Below are 21,494 nucleotides of genomic sequence, written 5' to 3' on the forward strand. Positions count from 1 at the left end.
GAAGAATGGGGAATAGAAGAAGGCTTTGATGGCAATAAGTGAGTCAGGAAGAGAAAATAGAGATAAAAAAACGCCACCCAATGTGGGTGGCGGTGAATCATGTCAGCACTATCACTGAAAAAAAATTCCAATTTATAGGGGTGAACAAACTGTTCGAGTCACATGCGTTGACTTCACTTAGTAGCCAAAGCTTGTTGGGTATACAAAGTTACCGGTGTAAACAGACTTGCTATTCCAGAACATTGTACTTGGTAAACCTTTCATAACTATCACCTTTTAAATCAATTAAACATTCGTTGATTTCTCGGTTCCTTGGAGGCGATAAAACGGACTCATCCTTTGAGCATTTCATTCTTCTCTCAGAAGCTGGTTACAAATATACCACCAAGAAATTTAATTACAAGCATTTTAGTGACTGGAATCACAAAAAATACATAAATTGACCTTTATCAAAGTTTATATGTAATTAAATTACAATTTTATGAATTGAAAAATAAAGCCACTTTCAGAATGTATGATAGAGAACACATAGTGCTTGTTATTGTATTCACAAACTGTGACAGTTCTGAGAGAAATCCTTGTGATCGCGACTACTCGTACTCCTTATCTGGTGGTATGCTAACGGCAATTTGAAGGCCAAATCGTCTAGCATTTAATGCTACCTTGACAATATTTTTACGGTATATATTTGGCAAAGCACATCAAAAGGAGTCCTCCGTGTCTGAGTTCCATTCTGAGATCAGTACCTTATCACCTGCTCCACTTTGGCAGTTTTTCGATAAGATTTGTTCTATCCCTCATCCATCGAAACATGAAGAAGCATTAGCACAGTACATTATCAACTGGGCAACAGAGCAAGGCTTTGACGTTCGCCGTGATCCAACTGGTAACGTGTTCATCAAAAAGCCCGCGACACCAGGAATGGAAAATAAGAAGGCTGTTGTACTTCAAGCACACATCGACATGGTGCCGCAGAAAAACGAAGACACTGAACACGACTTCACCAAAGATCCAATCCAGCCTTACATCGATGGCGAATGGGTAACTGCGAAAGGCACGACGCTTGGTGCAGATAACGGTATTGGTATGGCTTCTTGCCTTGCTGTATTGGCATCTAAAGATATTAAGCACGGTCCACTCGAAGTTCTGCTGACGATTGATGAAGAAGCAGGCATGACTGGCGCATTTGGCCTTGAAGCTGGTTGGTTAGAGGGTGAGATTCTTCTAAATACAGACTCTGAGCAAGAAGGCGAAGTCTACATGGGTTGTGCAGGTGGCGTTGATGGCACCATGACTTTCGATATTTCTCGAGAATCAACGCCTGCAGGTTTTGTAACACGCCAACTGACGCTGAAAGGCCTAAAAGGTGGTCACTCAGGTTGTGACATTCACACAGGTCGCGGTAATGCCAACAAATTACTTGGTCGTTTCCTTGCCGGTCATGCTCAAGAGCTTGATTTACGTTTAGTCGAATTCCGTGGTGGTAGCTTACGTAATGCAATCCCTCGCGAAGCGTTTGTTACTGTCGCGCTTCCTGTCGAAAACCAAGACAAACTTGCTGAGCTGTTCAACCACTACACTGAGCTGCTTAAAACTGAATTGGGTAAAATCGAAACAGGTATCGTAACCTTTAATGAAGCGATCACGACTGACGCGCAAGTATTTTCAATCGCCGATCAGCAACGATTCATTGCGGCACTTAACGCTTGTCCAAACGGCGTAATCCGTATGAGTGATGAGGTGGAAGGCGTTGTTGAAACTTCTCTAAACGTTGGTGTGATCAGCACAGAAGAAAATAAAGTCACCGTGCTTTGCTTGATTCGTTCTCTCATTGACTCTGGCCGTAGCCAAGTGGAAAGCATGCTGCGCTCGATTACTGAGCTAGCAGGCGCACAAATTCAGTTCTCAGGCGCTTACCCTGGCTGGAAGCCAGATGCAGATTCCGAGATCATGGCAATTTTCCGTGATATGTATGAAGGCATTTACGGTCATAAGCCGAACATCATGGTCATCCATGCTGGTCTTGAGTGTGGCCTATTTAAAGAACCATACCCACACATGGATATGGTTTCTTTCGGTCCAACAATAAAATTCCCTCACTCTCCAGATGAGAAAGTGAAGATTGATACTGTTCAGTTGTACTGGGATCAGATGGTCGCGCTTTTAGAAGCGATTCCAGAGAAAGCATAATTCAATCACGAAAAATGACAAAGGGTGCCATACGGCACCCTTTTTTTGGTTTAGTTGAACCCAACTACACACGGTTTTGCGCGTAAGCGGCTAATTCATCCATTGAGGTTTGTGCAGCAACTTCACCATCAATGTAGTAAGTAACAAACTCACCATCGCGTACACCCATGAGTGTCGCCTTTTCACCGTTACTGTAAGTAATATCCATTTGAACAGTGTTCTCATCGATTTGCTGCATTCGCCCCTGCTCAATGACACGGTTATCCGCTAATGGTGCGATTGGTGCCGTCGTTAACGACTTATCTAACTGGTGATTGACATCAATGTAAGTATCTACCTTTGTATCAAAGATATGTGGCTTACCATTTAACGGGTTCTTACCCGTCCAAAATTCTAGAGAGTTAAACACGATATAATCCGCTGCGATCGCGACACCATAAACAGGCGCTAAAAGCATATTTAGACCACCTCGAGCGTAACGGTTGTCAACAGCTTTCAAGTTAAACCCCATGACATAACCTGTCACGGCATTACTACCTACGCAACCTGAAAGTGAAACTGCTACCGCAGTCAATGCACCAATTTTAGCAATTGCCTTTTTCATCAAAACCTCTAGTTAGAAAGTGTGAAACCTCAAATTCGGCGCGGATATTATCGGATAAAAAGTAGGGTTAAAAGTCCGTTTTTTTGTCCTCCATGAACAGTATTATTTTTAATACAGTCACATTTTTTAAGGCTATTATTGCGCACTCTTCTCTATGTCTTGTTATGTATTAAACTGATAGAAAAGATCATATTGAAAACAAAAACTTCACACATACCAAAATTTCACGCATGACGATTAAAGTAATTTGTCGTGTCCTTAATGAGAATGATTAGTGCGATTTTGCAGCAATTGTTACATTGCTGATGACGCATTTGACAGAGATGGTTTATGGCCAGAAGTAAAAAAAGCAAAGTGTTTGAGCTCTTAGGACATCAAATACAACCAGGACAACGATTAGAGATCGAATTTGAAGCAGCGAAGCTATATACACATTCGCCTTTATCTATTCCTGTGGAAATCATCCATGGGAAACAAGAAGGACCAGTGTTAATGGTGAATGCTGCTATCCATGGTGATGAGCTTAATGGCGTAGAAATCGTTCGTCAGATCATTAACCAACTGGATCCACAAAAACTGAAAGGCACTGTCATTGCAGTACCTATCGTTAACGTTTTTGGCTTCATCCATAAATCTCGTTACTTGCCCGACCGACGAGATCTCAACCGTTGCTTTCCTGGCAGTGAAAAAGGCGCACTTGCATCTCGTATGGCACACGGGTTCTTTAACAACATTGCCAAGCGTTGTGACTACATTTTGGATCTACACACAGGGGCAATTCATCGCACGAACTTGCCACAGATTCGCGCAAACTTAAGCAACCCAGAAACTCTACGTATTGCTCAAGCATTTTCGACGCCAGTGATTGTTGATTCAGCATTGCGTGATGGCTCTTTACGCAGTGAAGCAGAAAAATGCGATATTCCAGTGCTCACCTACGAAGCTGGCGAAGCATTGCGTTTTGATCCACTTTCGATAAGCGCTGGTGTACTCGGGGTTCGGCGCGTAATGCAAGCCATTGGTATGTTGCGTGCGAGCAGGAAAAAGCTGCCTGAGCCTATCATAGCGAAGTCCACCAGCTGGGTTCGCGCGTCAGGTAACGGCATTTTGCGTACTGTCGTTAATCTGGGAGACAAAGTAGAACAGGGGGAATCGCTCGCTTACATTAGCTCTCCTCTTGGTCATGATGAGATAGAACTAAAAGCCCCGAAGCGTGGTTTGGTTATCGGTCAACAAACATTACCATTGGTGAACGAAGGCGATGCAATTTTCCACCTTGCCTATTTTAACCAAGGTGATAATGCTTTAGAGCAAGCAGTCGAAAGCTATATTGAAGGCCTCACTGAATTCGATGCCGAGCCGCTGACAACCGGACAGATACCGTTAGAAACTCAGTAATTCCTATCAAGTAGGCGCCTGATTAGCTCAAAAGGAGCAACAGTGCTCGCACTATCTTGTTTAAAGCCAATAAGCTCAGCGTCCATGATGCTGGGCTTTTTGTTTTATGTACGCTAACGATACTTATCGTAGTTTCCACGAATGGATAAAAAACTTTACAATCCATCGCAAAAACACATTTGATAATTAATCTCATTATCATTTATTAATCGTAATAATGTTCTTATAATCCGAGCTTCATAAAAACACTATAAATCATCAATATGAAACGATTAATAAGTCATCCATTCAAAGTAAATCTCATTTCACTGGCTTTGCTCTTCCCTCTTTATTCATATGCTGAGACAACGCCAAATGAAGAGCTTGAAGTCATAGGCGTTCGTTATGCCAAACCTATTACCATTGCTGAGCCTGCGCAAACCACCATTAATTGGTCAGAGATTGAAGAGCAACAGTACTCTAATTTTGCCTCAATGATCGATGCCGTTCCCGGTGCATCAATAGATGGTGGCGGTCGTTCTGGTGGCGAACGTATTAACATTCGTGGTTTTGATGATCCAAGCGATATCGCCGTCTTTGTCGATGGCGCTCCAATTGGCTTTCAACAATACCGCTACGGTACCTTCTTTTTTGATCCGTTCTTAATTGGCGAAGCAGAAATTATCAAGGGCGCGCACGACTATCGAGCACTCAACGGGAAGTTTGGTGGCTCCATTCGCATTAAAACCAAAAGTGTCGATGATCTCCTTTACGGCGACAGAAACTTTGGTGCTCGCATCTCAAGTGCATACAACACTAACGGTGATGAGAACGCCTACACGCTAACACTCTATGGTAAAAACGATACTGGTTTTTATTTTCTAGCGAATGGCTCGGTAAAAGATTCTGATGACATTAAAGTCGGAGGTGGTGAAACGTTGGATTACTCAGGTTATGAGCAAGAAAACATGCTCGTAAAGGTCGGTTATGAAAACAACGATCACGAGTTTGAAATTAGCCACACTCGCTACAAAGATGAAGGTCGTAAACCTTGGGCTAACCGCCGCGGAAAAATGCCTAACATCACCGAATACAATATCAAGAAATACGGCTCATTAGAAAAAGCCCAATACGCTTACACCGTTGATAACAAATACACGGACAACACCACAACCATCTCTTACCACTACATGCCGACTAACCCGTATATTGATTTCAATATCAAAATGGCACGTTCCGAAAACGATCGTCATTGGGTTCGCCCTGACGTAGCATTCGAGAAAATGTTCGTTTCTGTTGGCAGTTACGGTCATGAGTCATGGCTGAGTTACGAGCGTGACTACGTTGATGTGTTTAACCAAGCACAATTCGGAGACCACACTCTAGTCACTGGGCTTCAATATCAAAAAACCGATAGAGACTCGTTAGTATTCAACGCATCATACGACAGTAATGAAGCGAAAAACTACGGTTGGTACACCCCTTACTACGAACCATCTGGCACGCAGTCAATTTATGCCGCTTACATTGCTGATCACTATCAAGCAACAGACCGCCTAACAATCACACCTTCTCTGCGTTACGAATACATCAAGAGTGAAGGAAAAGGGAACGCAGCGCCGGATTATAATGATCCAGCTGCCGGACATGACTATGGTGAAACGACGCATAAAGGCTTTAGCCCACGTTTGGATATCGACTTTGATGCGAGCAATAATACGCGTTTAAACGCCTCCTACGCCTACGCTTTAAAAGCACCAACCGTTGATAACATCTACTCAGTGCAATATGCGCGAGCTACCGCTACGGCTACTGCTTTGAATCTGGACGTGTCTCGTATCCATGCTTATCAAGCAAGCGTTATCAACTTAACGGAAGGGCTGGTGAACTCTCGCGATAACCTCGCAACAGAGTTAACTATGTTCTATAACGATGTTAGCGACACAGTTGATATACGAACGGGCGAAAACCTCGACAAAAATACTACTGAGTTACAAAGCTGGAATACAAACCTAGATGGCTTTAAAAACTATGGCTTTGAGCTAATTTCACAATACCGGATTGAAGATTTCTACAGTAATTTCTCAGCAAGTTACATTCGCGGCAAAAACAAAGGTAGCCTATCTGACTCTACAGGTTCAGATGATGATCATCCTGATGTACCGCCATTAAACATTAATCTGGGTTTAGGTTACGAATGGATTCCTGGTTTACGTACGGGCTGGGAAGTCCGCTGGTATGATGCGCAAACCAAAACCAAGGCAAGCGGTAATAATTTAAAAGTGAAATCGCCAAGTGAGCAATACACGCTACAAAACGCTTACGTGGTTTGGGAAATACAACAAGTCGAAGGCTTGAGCGTTGGCGCGGTTGTGAAAAACTTAACCGATCGTTACTACGAAGCATACCTATCTAATGGCGTGCCTTCGCCTGGTCGCGAAGTCAAACTGCACCTCACTTATCAATACTAACCATACCTAAAAGATGCAGGGCAGACATTAACTGCCCTGTTATATCGTATCCAATGGCCATAATTGCACGCCGTTTTATTTATCAGTATTATCATTTCCTTTTGCTTGCATACACATTATGAACAATCTAAAAACACGGCTTCTTCTGATTTGCTTCTTCCCTGTAGGTAGCCTAGCGCAAGCTTCTGAGAACATTGCAGACTACTTACAAGAACAAAGCAAGCACCAAGTTTCAGAAGATTTTTACGCACAGCCAACAGCAAATAACCTGAATCTAGATGCAAAAACTAACTCTTTAACTTGGCACGAAGATGGTAAGCCGGATCACTGTCGTTACGCCAAGCAGCCCAAAGACGTCGCAACACATTTCGACTACGGTGAAGCAAACGATCTATCTGACGGCTTACAACACTTTGATTTACCGGAAAGACATTCTGCAAAGGTCAAATCGACACATCGCACTTATGCTAATAACCCTCACCTTCTTCCTGGCAATAAACAATTTGCAGCCCCTGAAGACGGCACGTTTAGCTTGTCCGTATCGTCGGATTGTTTTTAGCCGATATAAATAAAAAATGCCCTGAGACAAAACTCAGGGCATTTTCACTATTTGTTTGATGGGTAACGTCACCATCTCACCGATTTAAACTTATTCTTCGTCAGTGTCTACTTCGATTTCACGTGCTTTGCGGGCTTCTTCTTTACGAACTTTTGCCGCTAGTTGTTCTGCTTCACGCTCTTGACGTTGCGCGGCTTTACGCTCGTTACGAACCACTTGGTTTTGGATAAATCCAGCCAGTTCTTGTTCAGCCCAAGCTTGTGCTTTCTCTTCGCTGTCAAAGCCTGTTTCACGCTTTGATACTACAGTCTTACGAGATGTCACTTGGCGAGTGATTTCTGCGCTCCAGCCGTTACGTTTTTCAGTGACGCGGATAGCAAATTTTGGATTCTTAGACATTTCTTTCATTTCCTAAGGGATTTAGGGATCAATCAGGGATTCGGTCAACTTGATAACTCCATCTAAGCTGAGCTGTTTAACACCATCCCTTGGTAAGCGCGGTATTAGAGCATAAAAGTAATCTAAACGCTGCAAGTTTTTTACGCTAGATAATAGATGACAAAGAAGAGGCAGAACAAAGCAACGTTTCGCCAAGTCACTAGAAAGAGCGACGAAGAAAAAAGAGTGATAAGAAAAAAGAAAGCGCTGGTCTCTCAACCAACGCTTTACTTAAGCTAGATTAACCTTTGGTTAATTAACCGATATTCTTACGGGCATTTTGGAACATACGCATCCAAGCGCCATTTTCACCCCAACCTTCCGGAGCCCAAGAATTTGCAACTGTGCGGAATACGCGCTCTGGGTGAGGCATCATGATAGTTACGCGACCGTCTGTTGTTGTTAAACCGGTAATCGCGTTTGGCGAACCATTCGGGTTGTTCGGGTATTGTTGTGTTGGGTTACCGAGGTTATCCACGTAACGAACCGCAACCGTACCTGATGCTTCAATCGCTGCTAGGTGCTCTGCATCACGTACTTCTACACGCCCTTCACCGTGGGAAACCGCGATTGGCATGCGCGAACCAGCCATTCCGTCGAAGAATACAGAGTCAGATTTCTGAACTTCAACTAGACTAAAGCGCGCTTCAAAACGCTCAGATTCGTTGCGCACAAAACGTGGCCACAAGTCTGCACCTGGGATCAGCTCTTTCAGGTTTGATAGCATCTGACAACCGTTACATACACCTAAAGAGAACGTCTCTTCACGGTTGAAGAAAGCTTGGAACTGTTCACGAGCTTGTGCGTTAAACAGGATAGACTTAGCCCAACCTTCACCCGCACCTAGTACGTCGCCGTAAGAGAAGCCACCACAAGCTACTAGGCCATGGTATTCATCCAGTACCGCTTGGCCCGTTAGGATATCGCTCATATGGATGTCGGTTGCTTCAAAACCAGCTCGGTCAAACGCTGCTGCCATTTCGACGTGGGAGTTAACGCCCTGCTCACGTAGAATTGCCATCTTAGGTTTAGCACCTTTCGCAATGTACGGTGCTGCAACGTCTTCATTTACGTCGAAGCTGAGCTTAACGTTTAGACCAGGGTCAGAGTTGTCTTTCTTAGCTTCGTGCTCTTGGTCTGCACACGCTGGGTTATCACGTAGACCTTGCATCTTATGCGTTGTTTCAGCCCAGATAACGCGTAGTTCGGTACGTGAACGTTCAAGTACAACTGCATCACCAGAAGTGATAACAAAGTCGTCTGAAGCTTCAACAGAACCAATCACATGTGAGCATGCCTCTAAGCCGTTTGCCGCCAGAGTAGATAGAACTGAATCTAGATCATCATTCTTAACTTGAACAACCGCACCTAGCTCTTCGTTAAATAGAACGGCTAGCGCATCATCACCCAGCTCTGCGATGTTCGCTTTTACGCCACAGTGACCCGCGAACGCCATCTCAGCCAGTGTAACAAAAAGACCGCCGTCGCCTTTATCGTGGTAAGCCACTAGCTTGTCATCACGTACTAACGCTTGCATTGCATCAAAGAAGCCTTTTAGCTGCTCTGCATTATCTACGTCAGCAGGTTTGTCACCCAGCTGTTTGTATACTTGTGCCAATGCTGTCGCACCTAAGCGGTTTTTGCCGTTACCCAAGTCAACAAGAACTAGAGAAGTCTTTCCTTTGTCAGTGCGTAGTTGTGGAGTCACGGTCTTACGTACGTCTTCCACACGACCAAATGCCGTGATAACTAACGACAGTGGAGAAGTGACTTCTTTGCTCTCGCCGTTTTCTTCCCACTTGGTTTTCATCGACATGGAGTCTTTACCAACTGGGATAGTCAAACCTAACGCAGGACACAATTCTTCACCAACCGCTTTCACTGCTTCGTAAAGACCCGCATCTTCACCTGGGTGACCCGCTGGAGACATCCAGTTCGCAGACAGTTTAATGTGTTTAATATCACCGATGTCTGTTGCCGCAATGTTCGTTAGTGACTCACCAACGGCTAGGCGAGCCGATGCTCCAAAGTCTAGTAATGCCACTGGCGTGCGCTCACCCATCGACATTGCTTCGCCATGGTAAGTGTCGTAGCTTGCCGCTGTTACTGCGCAGTTTGCTACTGGTACCTGCCAAGGACCAACCATTTGATCACGAGCAACCAGACCCGTTACTGTTCGGTCACCGATAGTAATTAGAAATGTTTTTTCTGCAACAGCAGGAAGACGAAGTACGCGATCCACCGCTTCATTAAGCTCAATACCATCACGAACAATGGCAGGGCTTTCCACTTTTAGTGTGGTTGCGTCACGGTGCATCTTCGGTGGCTTACCAAGCAGGATATCCATTGGCATATCGATTGGCGTATTGTCGAAGTGAGAATCTTCTAGCGTTAGATGACGCTCTTCTGTCGCCACACCCACCACTGCATACGGTGCGCGTTCACGCTTACAGATGGCGTCGAATGCTTCCATGTTTTCTGGCGCTACCGCTAGAACGTAACGTTCCTGTGATTCGTTACACCAGATTTCCAGTGGGCTCATGCCCGGCTCATCGTTTGGTACATCGCGTAATTGGAACTTACCGCCACGCTCACCGTCGTCGACAAGTTCAGGCAATGCGTTAGAGATACCGCCTGCACCCACATCGTGGATAAATGCGATTGGGTTATCGTCGCCTAACTGCCAACAACGGTCGATCACTTCCTGACAGCGACGTTCCATCTCTGGGTTTTCACGCTGTACCGAAGCGAAGTCCAGATCTTCTGCTGACTGACCAGATGCCATGGAAGATGCCGCACCACCACCAAGACCGATGTTCATTGCCGGACCACCAAGTACGATTAGGCTCGCACCTACAGGGATCTCTTTCTTCTGTACGTGTTCATCGCGGATGTTACCCATACCACCAGCAATCATGATTGGTTTGTGGTAACCACGAATTTCTTCACCCGCATGAGAAGTGACTTTTTCTTCGTAAGTACGGAAGTAACCCAATAGATTTGGACGACCAAACTCGTTGTTGAATGCCGCGCCGCCAAGAGGGCCTTCAAGCATGATGTCTAACGCATTCACAATACGACCCGGCTTGCCGAAGTCGGTTTCCCATGGCTGTTCAAAACCAGGAATACGTAAGTTAGAGGTTGTAAAGCCAACCAGACCCGCTTTTGGCTTACCGCCGATACCCGTCGCGCCTTCGTCACGGATTTCACCGCCTGAGCCAGTCGATGCGCCCGGCCATGGAGAGATTGCCGTTGGGTGGTTGTGCGTTTCTACCTTCATCAAGATGTGCGTATCTTCATGGTGGTACGTGTATTGACGAGATTTAGGGTCAGGGAAGAAACGCCCCGCTTTAGAACCTGTCATAACGGCTGCGTTGTCTTTGTATGCAGACAGCACATAGTCAGGTGTCGTTTCAAAAGTGTTTTTGATCATTTTGAACAAAGACTTAGGTTGATCTACCCCGTCGATAGTCCAATCTGCGTTAAAAATTTTGTGGCGACAATGCTCTGAGTTCGCCTGAGCAAACATCATCAATTCAATGTCGTTTGGGTTACGCCCAAGCTTAGTAAAGTTCTCTACCAAGTAATCAATTTCATCTTCTGCGAGTGCCAAGCCAAGGGAAACGTTTGCCTCTTCAAGCGCAAGACGACCGCCAGCTAAGATATCAACATGTGCGACAGGCTTAGGCTCTGCAACAGTAAATAATGCTGATGCGGCTTCAAATTCTGTGAATACTGTTTCCATCATGCGGTCGTGAATTAACGCTTTAACAGCGTCAGCTTGAGCTTCTGATAGAACAACTGAAGACTCGACATAATAAGCCGTACCACGCTCTAGACGTTTCACTTTATCCAGACCACAGTTAACAGCGATATCGGTAGATTTAGAAGACCAAGGCGAGATAGTGCCAGGACGAGGCGTGACAAGAAGTAGAAGACCTTCAGGCTCATGCTCTTCGATGGTTGGGCCGTAAGTTAGTAACTTTTCAAGTTTTTCTAACTCTTGGTCATCAAGGTCTGACTTTAGATCGGCAAAGTGCATAAACTCGGCATAAATGCCAGTTACAGGCAGATCTTGTTCACGACAAAGTTCCAGTAGTTTATTAACACGAAACTCAGAAAGAGCTGGGGAGCCACGCAAAATTCTCATGTGCTTAGGTCTCTTATGCAATTGATTAAGGTGATATTGGAATAAATTCAGACACTTAAAATAAGCCCTGTCGAACCTATGCCGATTCCACCTCGTCATTGCGAGCGCATTATATAGTAATTGTTTTTGTGATGTAACACCAAAAGCAACCGTTTGCGTCATTTTTTTTGTCAAATTTGAATTACAACTAAAATGTCGATAAAACACACAATGTCACGTTATAAGTGTGTGATTCACTTTGCCCCATGAGCTCGCTTTGATATAAAGGCAAATAGAAATTTTCCAAGATGTACCTATTAATGCAAATAAGTCACTTCAACCGGCTCAAGCGCAGTGCTCTAATTTTAGTTTCTGTTCTTTTGCTCTCAGCTTGCCAGATTGAGTCGGAGCCCAAAAGTGAATTTGAAAAAATTCAAGAACGTGGTGTGCTTCGTGTTGGCACGCTAAACAATCAGCTCTCCTACTACATAGGTCCCGATGGTCCCGCAGGGTTGGATTACGAATTGGCTCGTCAGTTTGCGGAGCAGCTCGGCGTCAAACTCGAGATTAAACCAGCCTTTCGCCAGGCTGAGCTTTTTCCTGCTCTTAAGAAAGGAGATATTGATATCATCGCTACGGGTTTAAATCAAACGTCACAAGCAGTCAAACGATTTAGACCAGGCCCTGCCTATTATTATGTAAGCCAACAAGTGGTATATAAAAAAGGGCAACTTCGACCACGTGATATCGAACAACTCATTGAATACCAAGCCTCGAAAGACGACGAGTCCGACGAAGATACAAATGCAGGCGCTCAAACATTAAAGATCGTTGAACAATCGCAATATGTTCCGACCCTAACAGCGTTAAAGAAGCAGTATCCAGAACTTCAGTTTGAAATTGTTGGTGATGCTGACACGAGAGACTTACTCAAATACGTATCGACGGGTGAGTTACGTTTTACTGTGACTGATTCGGTGGAACTTTCCCTTGCTCAACGCCTTTACCCCGATCTTGCGCTCGCGTTTGAACTTACAGAAGATCAACCAGTGTCTTGGTTTACTCGACGTTCTGAAGACGAAAGTTTGTATGCGATGCTGATAGAGTTTTTCGGTAACATCAAACAATCAGGAGAACTGTCCACCCTCGAAGAAAAGTACATTGGTCATATTGAAGCATTTGATTACGTTGATACTCGCGCATTCATTCGAGCTCTGGATGACAAATTGCCTAAATGGGCACCTTTATTCCAAAAATACAGCGAAGAGTTCGACTGGCGCTTAATTGCAGCATTGGCTTATCAAGAGTCACACTGGAAACCAACAGCAAAATCGCCAACGGGTGTTAGGGGGATGATGATGCTGACTCTGCCAACGGCGAAAAGCGTCGGGGTGACTAACCGTTTGGACCCTGAGCAATCTGTTCGTGGTGGTGTCGAGTACTTACGCCGTATTGTAAGTCGCGTGCCTGATAGCATTAACGAGCATGAAAAAATATGGTTTGCGTTAGCCTCATACAATATTGGTTACGGCCACATGATGGACGCACGACGACTCACCAAAGCACAAGGTGGCGATCCGAACGCTTGGGCCGATGTAAAAGACAGGCTGCCTTTACTTCGTCAGAAGCGCTATTACAGCCAAACTCGCTATGGGTACGCCAGAGGCGATGAAGCGCGTAATTACGTAGAAAATATTCGACGTTACTACCAATCCATCATTGGTCATGTCAGCCAACAGCCAGCGATTGATGAGAATAGCGATGACTTGCAAGTGATTCCGCCGCTCAACCCCGACATTTTGATATCGGGCGCAGTAGAGACCGTCGTAGAACAAGTCTCTGGCGCTTCTGACGTCACGGTTGAAGAAGACACCGAACAAGAAAGCATTGAAGAATAAACCCGCGGTAAACTAAAAAATGACGAGCCTATGAAGCTCGTCATTTTTGTTGAGTCCTAACGAAAACTTATCTAGACTCCAATATTCTGAGTGACACCAACCACACTCAACCATTCCTTTGGTTGGTCGCCTTTTCTTCATCGTTAGTAAAACTGATTGCTTTGTAACAGATTACTTTACAACCACATGGTTTAGCTCACTTGATGAAGCGGCACTTTCGGCTACACTCTGCCGAAATAACGTCACTCCTATTATTAAGCATCGTATTGAAATTGTTTGCTGGCTCTGTGCAATGCAGAAGTCAAATGAAGAACGTTTAAACCATACAATGTTTAGTGCGATTATCGAGCCTATTGCCAAGCATCGATGAGCCGCGCTTTACTGGTATAAGTCTTGTCTGCAGGAGGTTTTGAATATGAGAAGACGTAGAGTGCAGTCAAAGCGTTTAAATAACACAGTAGCTGCTATCCGACGTAAACGTAAACTGACATGTATGAAAAAGAAAGTAAGTTCACGTAATCGTGTTTTTGTACATTTAGTCAATCACTAGTGCGTCCAAGCAAACATCTACCACGTTGTAGGTGTTTGCTAGCCCTCACTACTCCCACTACCTTGCTCGCTCTCTCGATTTTCTAATGCTTTTTGTGCTTGCTTCTTCGCTTTAATTTCCTTTCGGCGACGCTTAAAAAACGCTTGTAGCTGAGTGCGGCACTCATCTTCTAGCAGCCCCTTTTCAACTAAGGCGTAATGGTAAGCGGCTTGGCTTTCAAACAAATTGAGCACTGTTCCTGCAGCTCCAGCTTTTAAATCTGGCGCTCCAAAAACAACCCGCTTAACGCGGCTATGCAATAAGGCTCCGGCACACATTGGGCATGGCTCAAGTGTTACATATAACGTCGTATCCAGAAGGCGGTAATTTTCTAGCTTTTGGCCTGCTTTACGCAGTGTTTGGATCTCAGCATGTGCGGTAGCGTCATGGGTGCCAATAGAGCGGTTCCTGCCCTCAGCGATAATTTCACCATCTTTGACAAGCACTGCGCCGACAGGTACTTCCCCCTCAGCTTCTGCTTGCTCAGCAAGCTCCATCGCTCTGCGCATAAACAATTCATCTTGAGGGGAAAACGGATGGTTAGACAAAGGAGGCTCCAAAGAAACAAAAAACGATTGAAGTCAGGAATTTTATCACCAACTTCGGTTTCACTACAGCAACACATCACGGGACAAAGTCTGCAACTCCAAAAAACTAGTTACAAGACCTATCGATGTTCGTTTTACGAGAACAAAAAAGCGCAGATCGAAGACCTGCGCTTTTTGGCTGCCAATTAGCGGCTTTCACACCCTACAGGTTTTTACATTGTGTAAGTGTAAGGAGCTTGAATGCCTAGCGGGATACCTACCATCCAATAAGCAACTAGGAAGATAGACCAACCGATCAGCATTGCGATCGAGAATGGCATCATTAGTGACGCAAGCGTACCGATACCAGCCGACTTCACATAACGCTGACAGTAAACCACTACAAGAGGGAAAAATACCATTAGAGGCGAAATGATGTTCGATACAGAGTCACCCACACGGTAAGCCGCCTGAGACAGCTCAGGCGAGATACCAACCGCCATTAGCATTGGCACTAGGATTGGACCAATTAAAGCCCATTTTGCCGATGCCGAACCAATAAGTAGGTTTACAGACGCGGTTAGAAGTATCATACCGATGATGGTCACTTCACCTGGTAGGTTCATCGCTTTTAAGCCTTCTGCGCCATACAACGCTAGCATCGTACCGATGTTTGACTGAGCAAATGCAGATAGGAACTGAGCACAGAAGAACGACATAACAATGTATGCGCCCATGGTTGACATAGTATCAGCCATCGCTTTGATAATGTCGTTGCTGGTCTTGAACGTTCCAGACACTTTACCGTAAACGTAACCAGGAATGATAAACAGAATAAAGATCAACGGCACGATAGACTTCATTATCGGTGCTGAGAAGGCAGTAATTTCACCTTCAGGCGAGCGAAGTGCTGATGTTTCTGGAATTAACGCTGCAACAAGTAAAGCAATACCCGCCATCATTGCCCAACCTGCATAACGGAATGCTTTTGATTCCTGTTCAGTAAATGAACCTAGGTTTGGCGCGGTTTCCGCATCATCATCAATTGGCATTTTTGATAAACGAGGCTCGATGATTTTCTCTGTCACGTACCAACCAATCCCCACAATAATGATAGAGGATAGGCCAGTGAAGAAGATGTTCGCTAATGGGTTAACCACATATTCAGGATCAAGAACCTGCGCCGCAGTTTGCGTAAAGCCTGCTAGTAGTGGATCGATACCTGAAGGGATAAAGTTTGCAGAGAAGCCACCAGATACACCTGCAAATGCTGCCGCAATACCTGCTAGAGGGTGACGACCTGCCGCATGGAAGATAATACCGCCAAGAGGAATAACCAGAACATAGCCTGCATCTGCCGCAGTATGCGATACAATGGCAACCAAAATAAGCATTGGAGTAAGAAGCTTAGCTGGCGTGAAGTTCAGCATCTTCTTAAGACCCGTCGTAATAAAACCCGAAGAATCTGCAACACCCACACCTAGCATTGCGACAAGTACGATACCCAGTGGCGCAAAGCCAGTAAACGTCGTCACCATATTAGCAAGGAAACTTGCTAGCGCTTCGCCCGTAAGTAAGTTGGTGATAGTAAGAGCTTCGCCCGTTCGAGGGTTTGGAAGATCGAATGATACATTCGACAAAAGTGCTGACGCCGCCCAAGTAATGATCAATGCCCAGAAGAACAAAATCGCAGGATCAGGAATTTTGTTACCTGTCCTCTCGATAAAGTTTAAAAAGCGCTCCATCCCGCTCGGCTTCGATGATGGTGCCTTATTTACAGCTTGGTTACTCATGGTAACTCCATAGTGAATGATGTTGGTGCCAAGGCCTATTTGAATAATTATAACGACCTACTATCCAACGAGTATTCTAGTAAACACTAATGGAGAAAGCACAAGGTTCTAGATTTTTTTTCATAATTGGAGACATATTTTGCAAAAACACCACTTCAATTAAACATAATAAAAACAGTAGCACATCAACTCGATTAACAGTTCAAAAACCATTTATTAACCGTGACAAATCCGGTATCAAACAGGAATTACACCCGCATTTGTCTCAGCCCATGTATGGAATTGAACTTAGTTTTCGAATTCACTGTATTGTGAGATCATCGTTTTAAGCTGAACTGATCGCGTCTCGCCGATTCTATCCTTCCAGCTAGAGGTAATGGTGATAGTTTTCAGTGTTCCTGAAACCGTGGCAGCTGGAACTTCCCACTCGACGACATAAGATCCAGTAACAGAAGAGCCTGTTGCAATAGAAGCAAAATTTGCAGGTGTGATGGTAGACATCGCCGCAGAAGCACCACGCGTCCGGAACCATTCGAGCTGGTTTTCTGCTAGACGAAGTGCTTCAATACTTTTTATGGCATATTCAGATTCACGTTCTAGATACACGTTTAGCTTAGTTAAACCTAGAGCCCCAACACCGATAAGCAGAAAAGAAATTAGAACTTCAAGAAGGTTAAAACCTTTTTGTTTAGAGATCATTCCAAGAGCCTTTTTTCCATCTAGGAATTGCATGCGCATTCCTTGAATTGTCTATCACATCTTTATTGTATCTAAAGTCCAAAGAATCGAAGAAAACCGCTGCCTGATCTTCACTATCAAAATATTGACCACCAGATACCGTAAAAGAACCATGCTGATAATAAGAAGCTATTGTCCTGTATGAGTCTTCTACAACACTTGGCACATGATTTAGGTGAGCATTGGCTTCGAACCCAACCCAATCCGCTGTTGTCGGGGTATAATCATGATTGAAATGAAACAAGACCCCTTTAAACTTATTTGATGTAGCGCCGGAGCTCGGTGGTCCCATCACGGAGAAAAGACCATCATGAATGAGCACTGTTACGCCATTGGTCGATGATGTAGCATTCACTAAATCATTGTATTCCGATTGCTTGATTTCACAGCTCCCTTCCACCCATAAATGATGCTTCCCTGACTGAATTTCTGCTGTTAAAGCAGCACCACAATTAGGTATACCATCAGCCACTGAGCCCGTCATAACATGAAATACACCATTATCTCGGACATCGTTATGCTCTTCAGCCTTTACTCCAAAGAAGGATTCAAATGGCTTTAAATCTGTATCTTGAGTAAAATCATCACCAGCACCAACCCCGCCAACACTAGATGAGAGATGACGGTTTGCCGTCGTGTTTGCACAATCTTTATTTGTAGGGTTGTTAAAATCGGCATAGGGAGACTCTCCATGAATTACGCCTTTATTATCAACTGAAGAGGAGTAAAAGCGCTTTTTATACCTTAACGCAATACACTCCCACCCATCGCTGCTCAATTCCCCTGGGTCTGGAGTAGAGAACGTTGCACTAGAATGAAAATAAATGTCGGCACTAGACTGCATTGCACCATAACTCAAGTTACCTCCCAAAATAATCTCCTTACTAATGCTTGTAAATCCAACATTAGAAGTAACCAAATACCCATTGGAAGTACTCGTAAAATTCGGAATCGTCCAAAGCCCTGAGCCACAATCTGTTATTACGGCAGGTACAATATTATTAACTCTAAATTGCGCCCATGCACATTCAACACCTCCTTCCGCTAACCAATGTGCTTGTCGAGATTTTATTTCGTTTTGCGCAACTTTTATTTGAAAAAATACACCTTTGGATGATGCTAATGATGCAATTAAAGCAAGTAATAAAAGTATAGAAGTCACAAGCAAAGTGGTATAACCGGAGTAGCTATATTTAGATGTCATTGCCAATTCCTTTGTTTGATAGAAAACTCCGCAACTTCACTAAAGACTCCATCAATCGTTTTCAAACCTAACTTAACGCTCGTGACCGAACTTACATTTCCTCCATTAGTCACTGTTTCTGAACTAACGGTGAATTGGGTAACTTGGAAAATATCATCATCAAATAGAGAACGACAAAAATCTATACCATCAAAAGATAATATTTGTGTTTGAGACACAACGCCTTTTTCACATATAAAAAACCGAGTATCTCTCTTCTCATACTTAATATTTCGATAGTCTTCATTGGCAGCTGAGTCCTCTTTAAAATACACAAGCCCTACAGAAGAGGCGCCGCTCAGCATTATGGTTCCTGTAGCTCCGGATAATTTGAGTGAACTACCGTTCCCACCATCATAACCTGCCCTTTGAATATCTTCTTTCATAACAGATAAAGTGATATTCAGACCTTGCAATAAATTTAGCTCTAAGCTTTTTTCCTTTGCTGTTTTTTGTAAACTCAAGAATATAGAGCCCACTACACTAAGGACAATTAATCCAATTAAAGAACTAATCATCAATTCGATTAAAGAGCTACCTATTTGATAACGTTTGTTAGCACTGACGGTAATCATATAACTTAGCTCCAGAGTTACTACAAATTTTAATCCTTCCGGGAGGGTTGGAGAGCTTTGCTTGTAGTTTTATGTTTTGAGCATTGGTTGGGAAAAACTCTATATTTCCTCCTTGGGGTCGTCCACGGACCTCGTCGAAGCTTATTTTTTGATTATCGTAGCTGTGCTTCAAAGATAATTCAGAGTAGGCGGAGCCGGAAAGGCTTAAAATTACGCCCCCAGAGCCGCTAGACGAGTTAGTTAACTGTAGAGACCATGCACCTTGACTGACAACGACGTTTTTAGCCATAGAGAAATGTATATATAACTTTTGATTTCTCATTACCGCCTCGGACTTACTTTGGCTTAGAAAGCCAGCTAATTCAGTTGCTAATCGCTGCATTTGCACAGTTTGTGAAACACGGCTAAAGCTTGGAGCTGCAAACGCCAATATAATACTCAGTACAGCAACAGTAATAAGAAGCTCCAACAACGTAAACCCGCGAGGCATTTCCCAAATTCCTATGTAAACGGCAAAAGGGCCGTAATTCATCTTGCACAGATGCTATCACCTGCCAAAAATAGGCGGAAAAGTGAAAAGGAAACTACTCGTGATGATTCGAATTTCTCGTTGTAACGGCTACAAAAAAGGATTGAGAGGGATGACATTGATCGAATTACTGGTAGCTGTAGTGATTGTCGGGATCATTGCTGCAGTCGCATACCCCTCTTACACTAATCATGTAATCAAGTCTCATAGGACGGTTGCCTTGAGCGATCTTAGTCGAATTCAGCTAGAGCTAGAGACATCTTATGATGGTGGGTACGACTGGAGTCATATTCTCTCTGGAGGAACATGCACTCTATGTGACTCAGACAAAAATAGATTTTCTTTCGATATTGCTAGCTCTGCAAGTACGGCCTATACCATTACAGCAACAGCAAAATCACCTCTTGGACAAGACGACGACGAGTGCTTGACTGGTTCTAAAACGATTACTTTAACGTCAACAAATGTCGAAGAACCAAGTGATTGCTGGAACTAGCAAGAACACCGAGATGCAAAAAGGCCTGCATTTTAGCAGGCCTTTGTATTTGTGCTTTTCACTAACGTCTTAGCTGGTTAAATCATCAAAGAACTTTTTCACACCGTTGAAAAAGCCTTCTGATTTAGGCTTGTGCTTTGTCGCCGCTTCACCACCACAAGACTCTTCAAACTCTTTGAGCAGTTCTTTTTGGCGTGAGCTTAGGTTTACTGGTGTTTCAACAACCAACTTCACAATAAGATCACCAACACCGCCACCGCGAACGCCTTTCACACCTTTACCACGCATGCGGAACATACGACCTGTTTGCGTTTCTGAAGGTACTTTTAGGCTTACGCGACCATCTAGAGTTGGCACTTCAACTTCACCACCTAGAGCCGCCATCGCAAAGCTTACTGGCACTTCACAGTATAGGTTGTTGCCATCACGCTCGAAGATATGGTGCTCTTTCACGTGCACTTGTACATACAAGTCGCCAGCAGGCGCCCCCATTTCTCCCGCTTCACCTTCGCCAGATAGACGAATACGGTCGCCAGTATCAACACCTGCTGGGATCTTAACGTTAAGTGTTTTTGTTTTCTGCTTACGACCTTGACCATGACACTCATTACAAGGGTCTTTAATGATTTTACCTTTACCGTGACAGGTAGGACAGGTTTGTTGCACTGCGAAGAAGCCTTGTCGCATCTGTACTTGACCATGACCATGACAGGTACCACATGTTTCAGCAGATGAACCTTTCTTCGCGCCACTACCATCACAGGTATCACAGTGTACTAGTGTCGGTACTTCGATCTCTTTCGTTACACCACGAACTGCTTCTTCTAGCGTTAATTCCATGTTGTAACGTAGGTCAGCACCTCGCTGGGCACGGTGGCCACCACCGCCACGACGACCACCACCAAAGATGTCACCGAATACATCGCCAAAGATGTCGCCGAAATCAGCACCGCCGCCGCCAAAGCCGCCGCCACCGAAACCACCGCCGCCTTGTTCAAAAGCAGCATGACCGTATTGGTCGTACGCCGCTTTCTTTTGAGGGTCGGTCAGAACTTCGTACGCTTCTTTTACTTCTTTAAACTTGTCCGCCGCAGAATCATCACCCTGGTTTCGGTCTGGGTGGAATTTCATCGCTAGACGCTTATACGCCTTTTTGATATCGCGCTCTGAGGCATCACGGCTTACGCCTAATACTTCGTAAAAATCACGTTTTGACATGTTCTTCGTCACCAGTTAATTACTACAAACGGCATCGATTCACCGCTTGGTGTTTGTATCGTTCTAGGTAAGTGCACTTGTCTGCAACATACTTAACTAGAAAGACAGCGTTTACAAACA

Annotated in this window: 16 protein-coding genes; 6 read left to right on the forward strand and 10 right to left on the reverse strand. The window is 44.3% G+C overall.

The genetic code is table 11. The features are described 5' to 3' along the window. The first annotated feature begins 717 nt into the window (after positions 1–717). Entirely contained in the window at positions 718–2,190 is a 1,473-nt protein-coding gene (locus R7P72_RS15915) for an aminoacyl-histidine dipeptidase (RefSeq protein ID WP_005381594.1), read from the forward strand. Between the two features lie 64 nt (positions 2,191–2,254). Here the strand turns inward: R7P72_RS15915 and R7P72_RS15920 are convergent, their stop codons facing one another. Continuing rightward, the gene (locus R7P72_RS15920; protein WP_005381596.1) at positions 2,255–2,794 is read right to left on the reverse strand and encodes a DUF3332 domain-containing protein; all 540 of its coding nucleotides are present in this window, start codon (positions 2,792–2,794) and stop codon (positions 2,255–2,257) included. Positions 2,795–3,124: 330 nt separating this feature from the next. Here R7P72_RS15920 and R7P72_RS15925 point away from each other — a divergent pair, with 330 nt between their 5' ends. The 3 genes from R7P72_RS15925 to R7P72_RS15935 all read left to right on the forward strand — a co-directional run bounded on the left by R7P72_RS15925 (position 3,125) and on the right by R7P72_RS15935 (position 7,201). Next, positions 3,125–4,192, forward strand: a complete 1,068-nt coding sequence (locus tag R7P72_RS15925) for a succinylglutamate desuccinylase/aspartoacylase family protein (RefSeq protein ID WP_005381597.1) — start codon at positions 3,125–3,127, stop codon at positions 4,190–4,192. Positions 4,193–4,455: 263 nt separating this feature from the next. Continuing rightward, positions 4,456–6,642: a TonB-dependent receptor domain-containing protein gene (locus tag R7P72_RS15930; protein WP_005381598.1), complete on the forward strand. Its 2,187-nt coding sequence runs from the start codon at positions 4,456–4,458 to the stop codon at positions 6,640–6,642. Between the two features lie 118 nt (positions 6,643–6,760). Continuing rightward, on the forward strand, positions 6,761–7,201 hold the full coding sequence (locus tag R7P72_RS15935) for a hypothetical protein (RefSeq protein WP_005381599.1): 441 nt from the start codon (positions 6,761–6,763) through the stop codon (positions 7,199–7,201). Between the two features lie 90 nt (positions 7,202–7,291). On the opposite strand, the gene R7P72_RS15940 is transcribed toward R7P72_RS15935, so the two are convergent. Both R7P72_RS15940 and purL read right to left on the reverse strand, forming a co-directional pair. Further along, on the reverse strand, positions 7,292–7,600 hold the full coding sequence (locus R7P72_RS15940; RefSeq protein WP_005381600.1) for a DUF3622 domain-containing protein: 309 nt from the start codon (positions 7,598–7,600) through the stop codon (positions 7,292–7,294). Positions 7,601–7,895: 295 nt separating this feature from the next. Further along, positions 7,896–11,789 carry a phosphoribosylformylglycinamidine synthase gene (gene purL / locus R7P72_RS15945; protein WP_005381601.1) on the reverse strand — a complete coding sequence of 1,298 codons (3,894 nt, stop codon included), beginning with the start codon at positions 11,787–11,789 and terminating at the stop codon, positions 7,896–7,898. A 299-nt stretch (positions 11,790–12,088) separates the two neighbouring features. Here purL and mltF point away from each other — a divergent pair, with 299 nt between their 5' ends. Then, positions 12,089–13,666: a membrane-bound lytic murein transglycosylase MltF gene (gene mltF, locus R7P72_RS15950; RefSeq protein ID WP_031779069.1), complete on the forward strand. Its 1,578-nt coding sequence runs from the start codon at positions 12,089–12,091 to the stop codon at positions 13,664–13,666. A gap of 588 nt (positions 13,667–14,254) precedes the next feature. On the opposite strand, the gene tadA is transcribed toward mltF, so the two are convergent. The 6 genes from tadA to R7P72_RS15980 form a co-directional block, all read right to left on the reverse strand. Then, the gene (tadA, locus tag R7P72_RS15955; RefSeq protein WP_025768878.1) at positions 14,255–14,803 is read right to left on the reverse strand and encodes a tRNA adenosine(34) deaminase TadA; all 549 of its coding nucleotides are present in this window, start codon (positions 14,801–14,803) and stop codon (positions 14,255–14,257) included. 212 nt (positions 14,804–15,015) lie between these two features. Next, positions 15,016–16,575 carry an AbgT family transporter gene (locus tag R7P72_RS15960; protein WP_005381605.1) on the reverse strand — a complete coding sequence of 520 codons (1,560 nt, stop codon included), beginning with the start codon at positions 16,573–16,575 and terminating at the stop codon, positions 15,016–15,018. A gap of 288 nt (positions 16,576–16,863) precedes the next feature. Further along, a complete protein-coding gene (locus R7P72_RS15965) occupies positions 16,864–17,274 on the reverse strand; it encodes a prepilin-type N-terminal cleavage/methylation domain-containing protein (protein ID WP_005381606.1) in 411 nt (136 codons plus the stop codon). Further along, positions 17,264–18,517: a hypothetical protein gene (locus R7P72_RS15970; protein WP_005381607.1), complete on the reverse strand. Its 1,254-nt coding sequence runs from the start codon at positions 18,515–18,517 to the stop codon at positions 17,264–17,266. Before R7P72_RS15970 ends, R7P72_RS15965 begins: the two co-directional genes overlap by 11 nt. Then, positions 18,514–19,131, reverse strand: a complete 618-nt coding sequence (locus R7P72_RS15975; protein ID WP_005381615.1) for a PilW family protein — start codon at positions 19,129–19,131, stop codon at positions 18,514–18,516. Before R7P72_RS15975 ends, R7P72_RS15970 begins: the two co-directional genes overlap by 4 nt. Beyond that, positions 19,112–19,621 (reverse strand): GspH/FimT family pseudopilin, encoded by a 510-nt coding sequence (locus R7P72_RS15980; protein ID WP_005381616.1) that lies wholly within the window; start codon positions 19,619–19,621, stop codon positions 19,112–19,114. Before R7P72_RS15980 ends, R7P72_RS15975 begins: the two co-directional genes overlap by 20 nt. Positions 19,622–19,724: 103 nt before the next feature. Between R7P72_RS15980 and R7P72_RS15985 the strand changes: the two genes are divergently transcribed. Beyond that, complete coding sequence (locus R7P72_RS15985; RefSeq protein ID WP_005381618.1) at positions 19,725–20,156, forward strand: type IV pilin protein; 432 nt, start codon at positions 19,725–19,727, stop codon at positions 20,154–20,156. A 69-nt stretch (positions 20,157–20,225) separates the two neighbouring features. Here the strand turns inward: R7P72_RS15985 and dnaJ are convergent, their stop codons facing one another. Beyond that, positions 20,226–21,374, reverse strand: a complete 1,149-nt coding sequence (dnaJ, locus tag R7P72_RS15990; protein ID WP_005381620.1) for a molecular chaperone DnaJ — start codon at positions 21,372–21,374, stop codon at positions 20,226–20,228. Positions 21,375–21,494 lie beyond the last annotated feature (120 nt).

The sequence above is a fragment of the Vibrio sp. Vb0888 genome, assembly GCF_033338835.1.
GTDB lineage: Bacteria > Pseudomonadota > Gammaproteobacteria > Enterobacterales > Vibrionaceae > Vibrio > Vibrio alginolyticus.

Bases quoted from the DNA above. Each gene is read 5' to 3' on its own strand.
- purL (WP_005381601.1), bottom strand. From the start codon at position 11,789: ATGAGAATTTTGCGTGGCTCCCCAGCTCTTTCTGAGTTTCGTGTTAAT.
- R7P72_RS15920 (WP_005381596.1), bottom strand. From the start codon at position 2,794: ATGAAAAAGGCAATTGCTAAAATTGGTGCATTGACTGCGGTAGCAGTT.
- R7P72_RS15930 (WP_005381598.1), top strand. From the start codon at position 4,456: ATGAAACGATTAATAAGTCATCCATTCAAAGTAAATCTCATTTCACTG.
- R7P72_RS15960 (WP_005381605.1), bottom strand. From the start codon at position 16,575: ATGAGTAACCAAGCTGTAAATAAGGCACCATCATCGAAGCCGAGCGGG.
- dnaJ (WP_005381620.1), bottom strand. From the start codon at position 21,374: ATGTCAAAACGTGATTTTTACGAAGTATTAGGCGTAAGCCGTGATGCC.
- R7P72_RS15935 (WP_005381599.1), top strand. From the start codon at position 6,761: ATGAACAATCTAAAAACACGGCTTCTTCTGATTTGCTTCTTCCCTGTA.
- R7P72_RS15925 (WP_005381597.1), top strand. From the start codon at position 3,125: ATGGCCAGAAGTAAAAAAAGCAAAGTGTTTGAGCTCTTAGGACATCAA.
- R7P72_RS15985 (WP_005381618.1), top strand. From the start codon at position 19,725: ATGATTCGAATTTCTCGTTGTAACGGCTACAAAAAAGGATTGAGAGGG.
- R7P72_RS15965 (WP_005381606.1), bottom strand. From the start codon at position 17,274: ATGATCTCTAAACAAAAAGGTTTTAACCTTCTTGAAGTTCTAATTTCT.
- R7P72_RS15940 (WP_005381600.1), bottom strand. From the start codon at position 7,600: ATGTCTAAGAATCCAAAATTTGCTATCCGCGTCACTGAAAAACGTAAC.
- mltF (WP_031779069.1), top strand. From the start codon at position 12,089: ATGCAAATAAGTCACTTCAACCGGCTCAAGCGCAGTGCTCTAATTTTA.
- R7P72_RS15980 (WP_005381616.1), bottom strand. From the start codon at position 19,621: ATGCCTCGCGGGTTTACGTTGTTGGAGCTTCTTATTACTGTTGCTGTA.
- R7P72_RS15970 (WP_005381607.1), bottom strand. From the start codon at position 18,517: ATGACATCTAAATATAGCTACTCCGGTTATACCACTTTGCTTGTGACT.
- R7P72_RS15975 (WP_005381615.1), bottom strand. From the start codon at position 19,131: ATGATTACCGTCAGTGCTAACAAACGTTATCAAATAGGTAGCTCTTTA.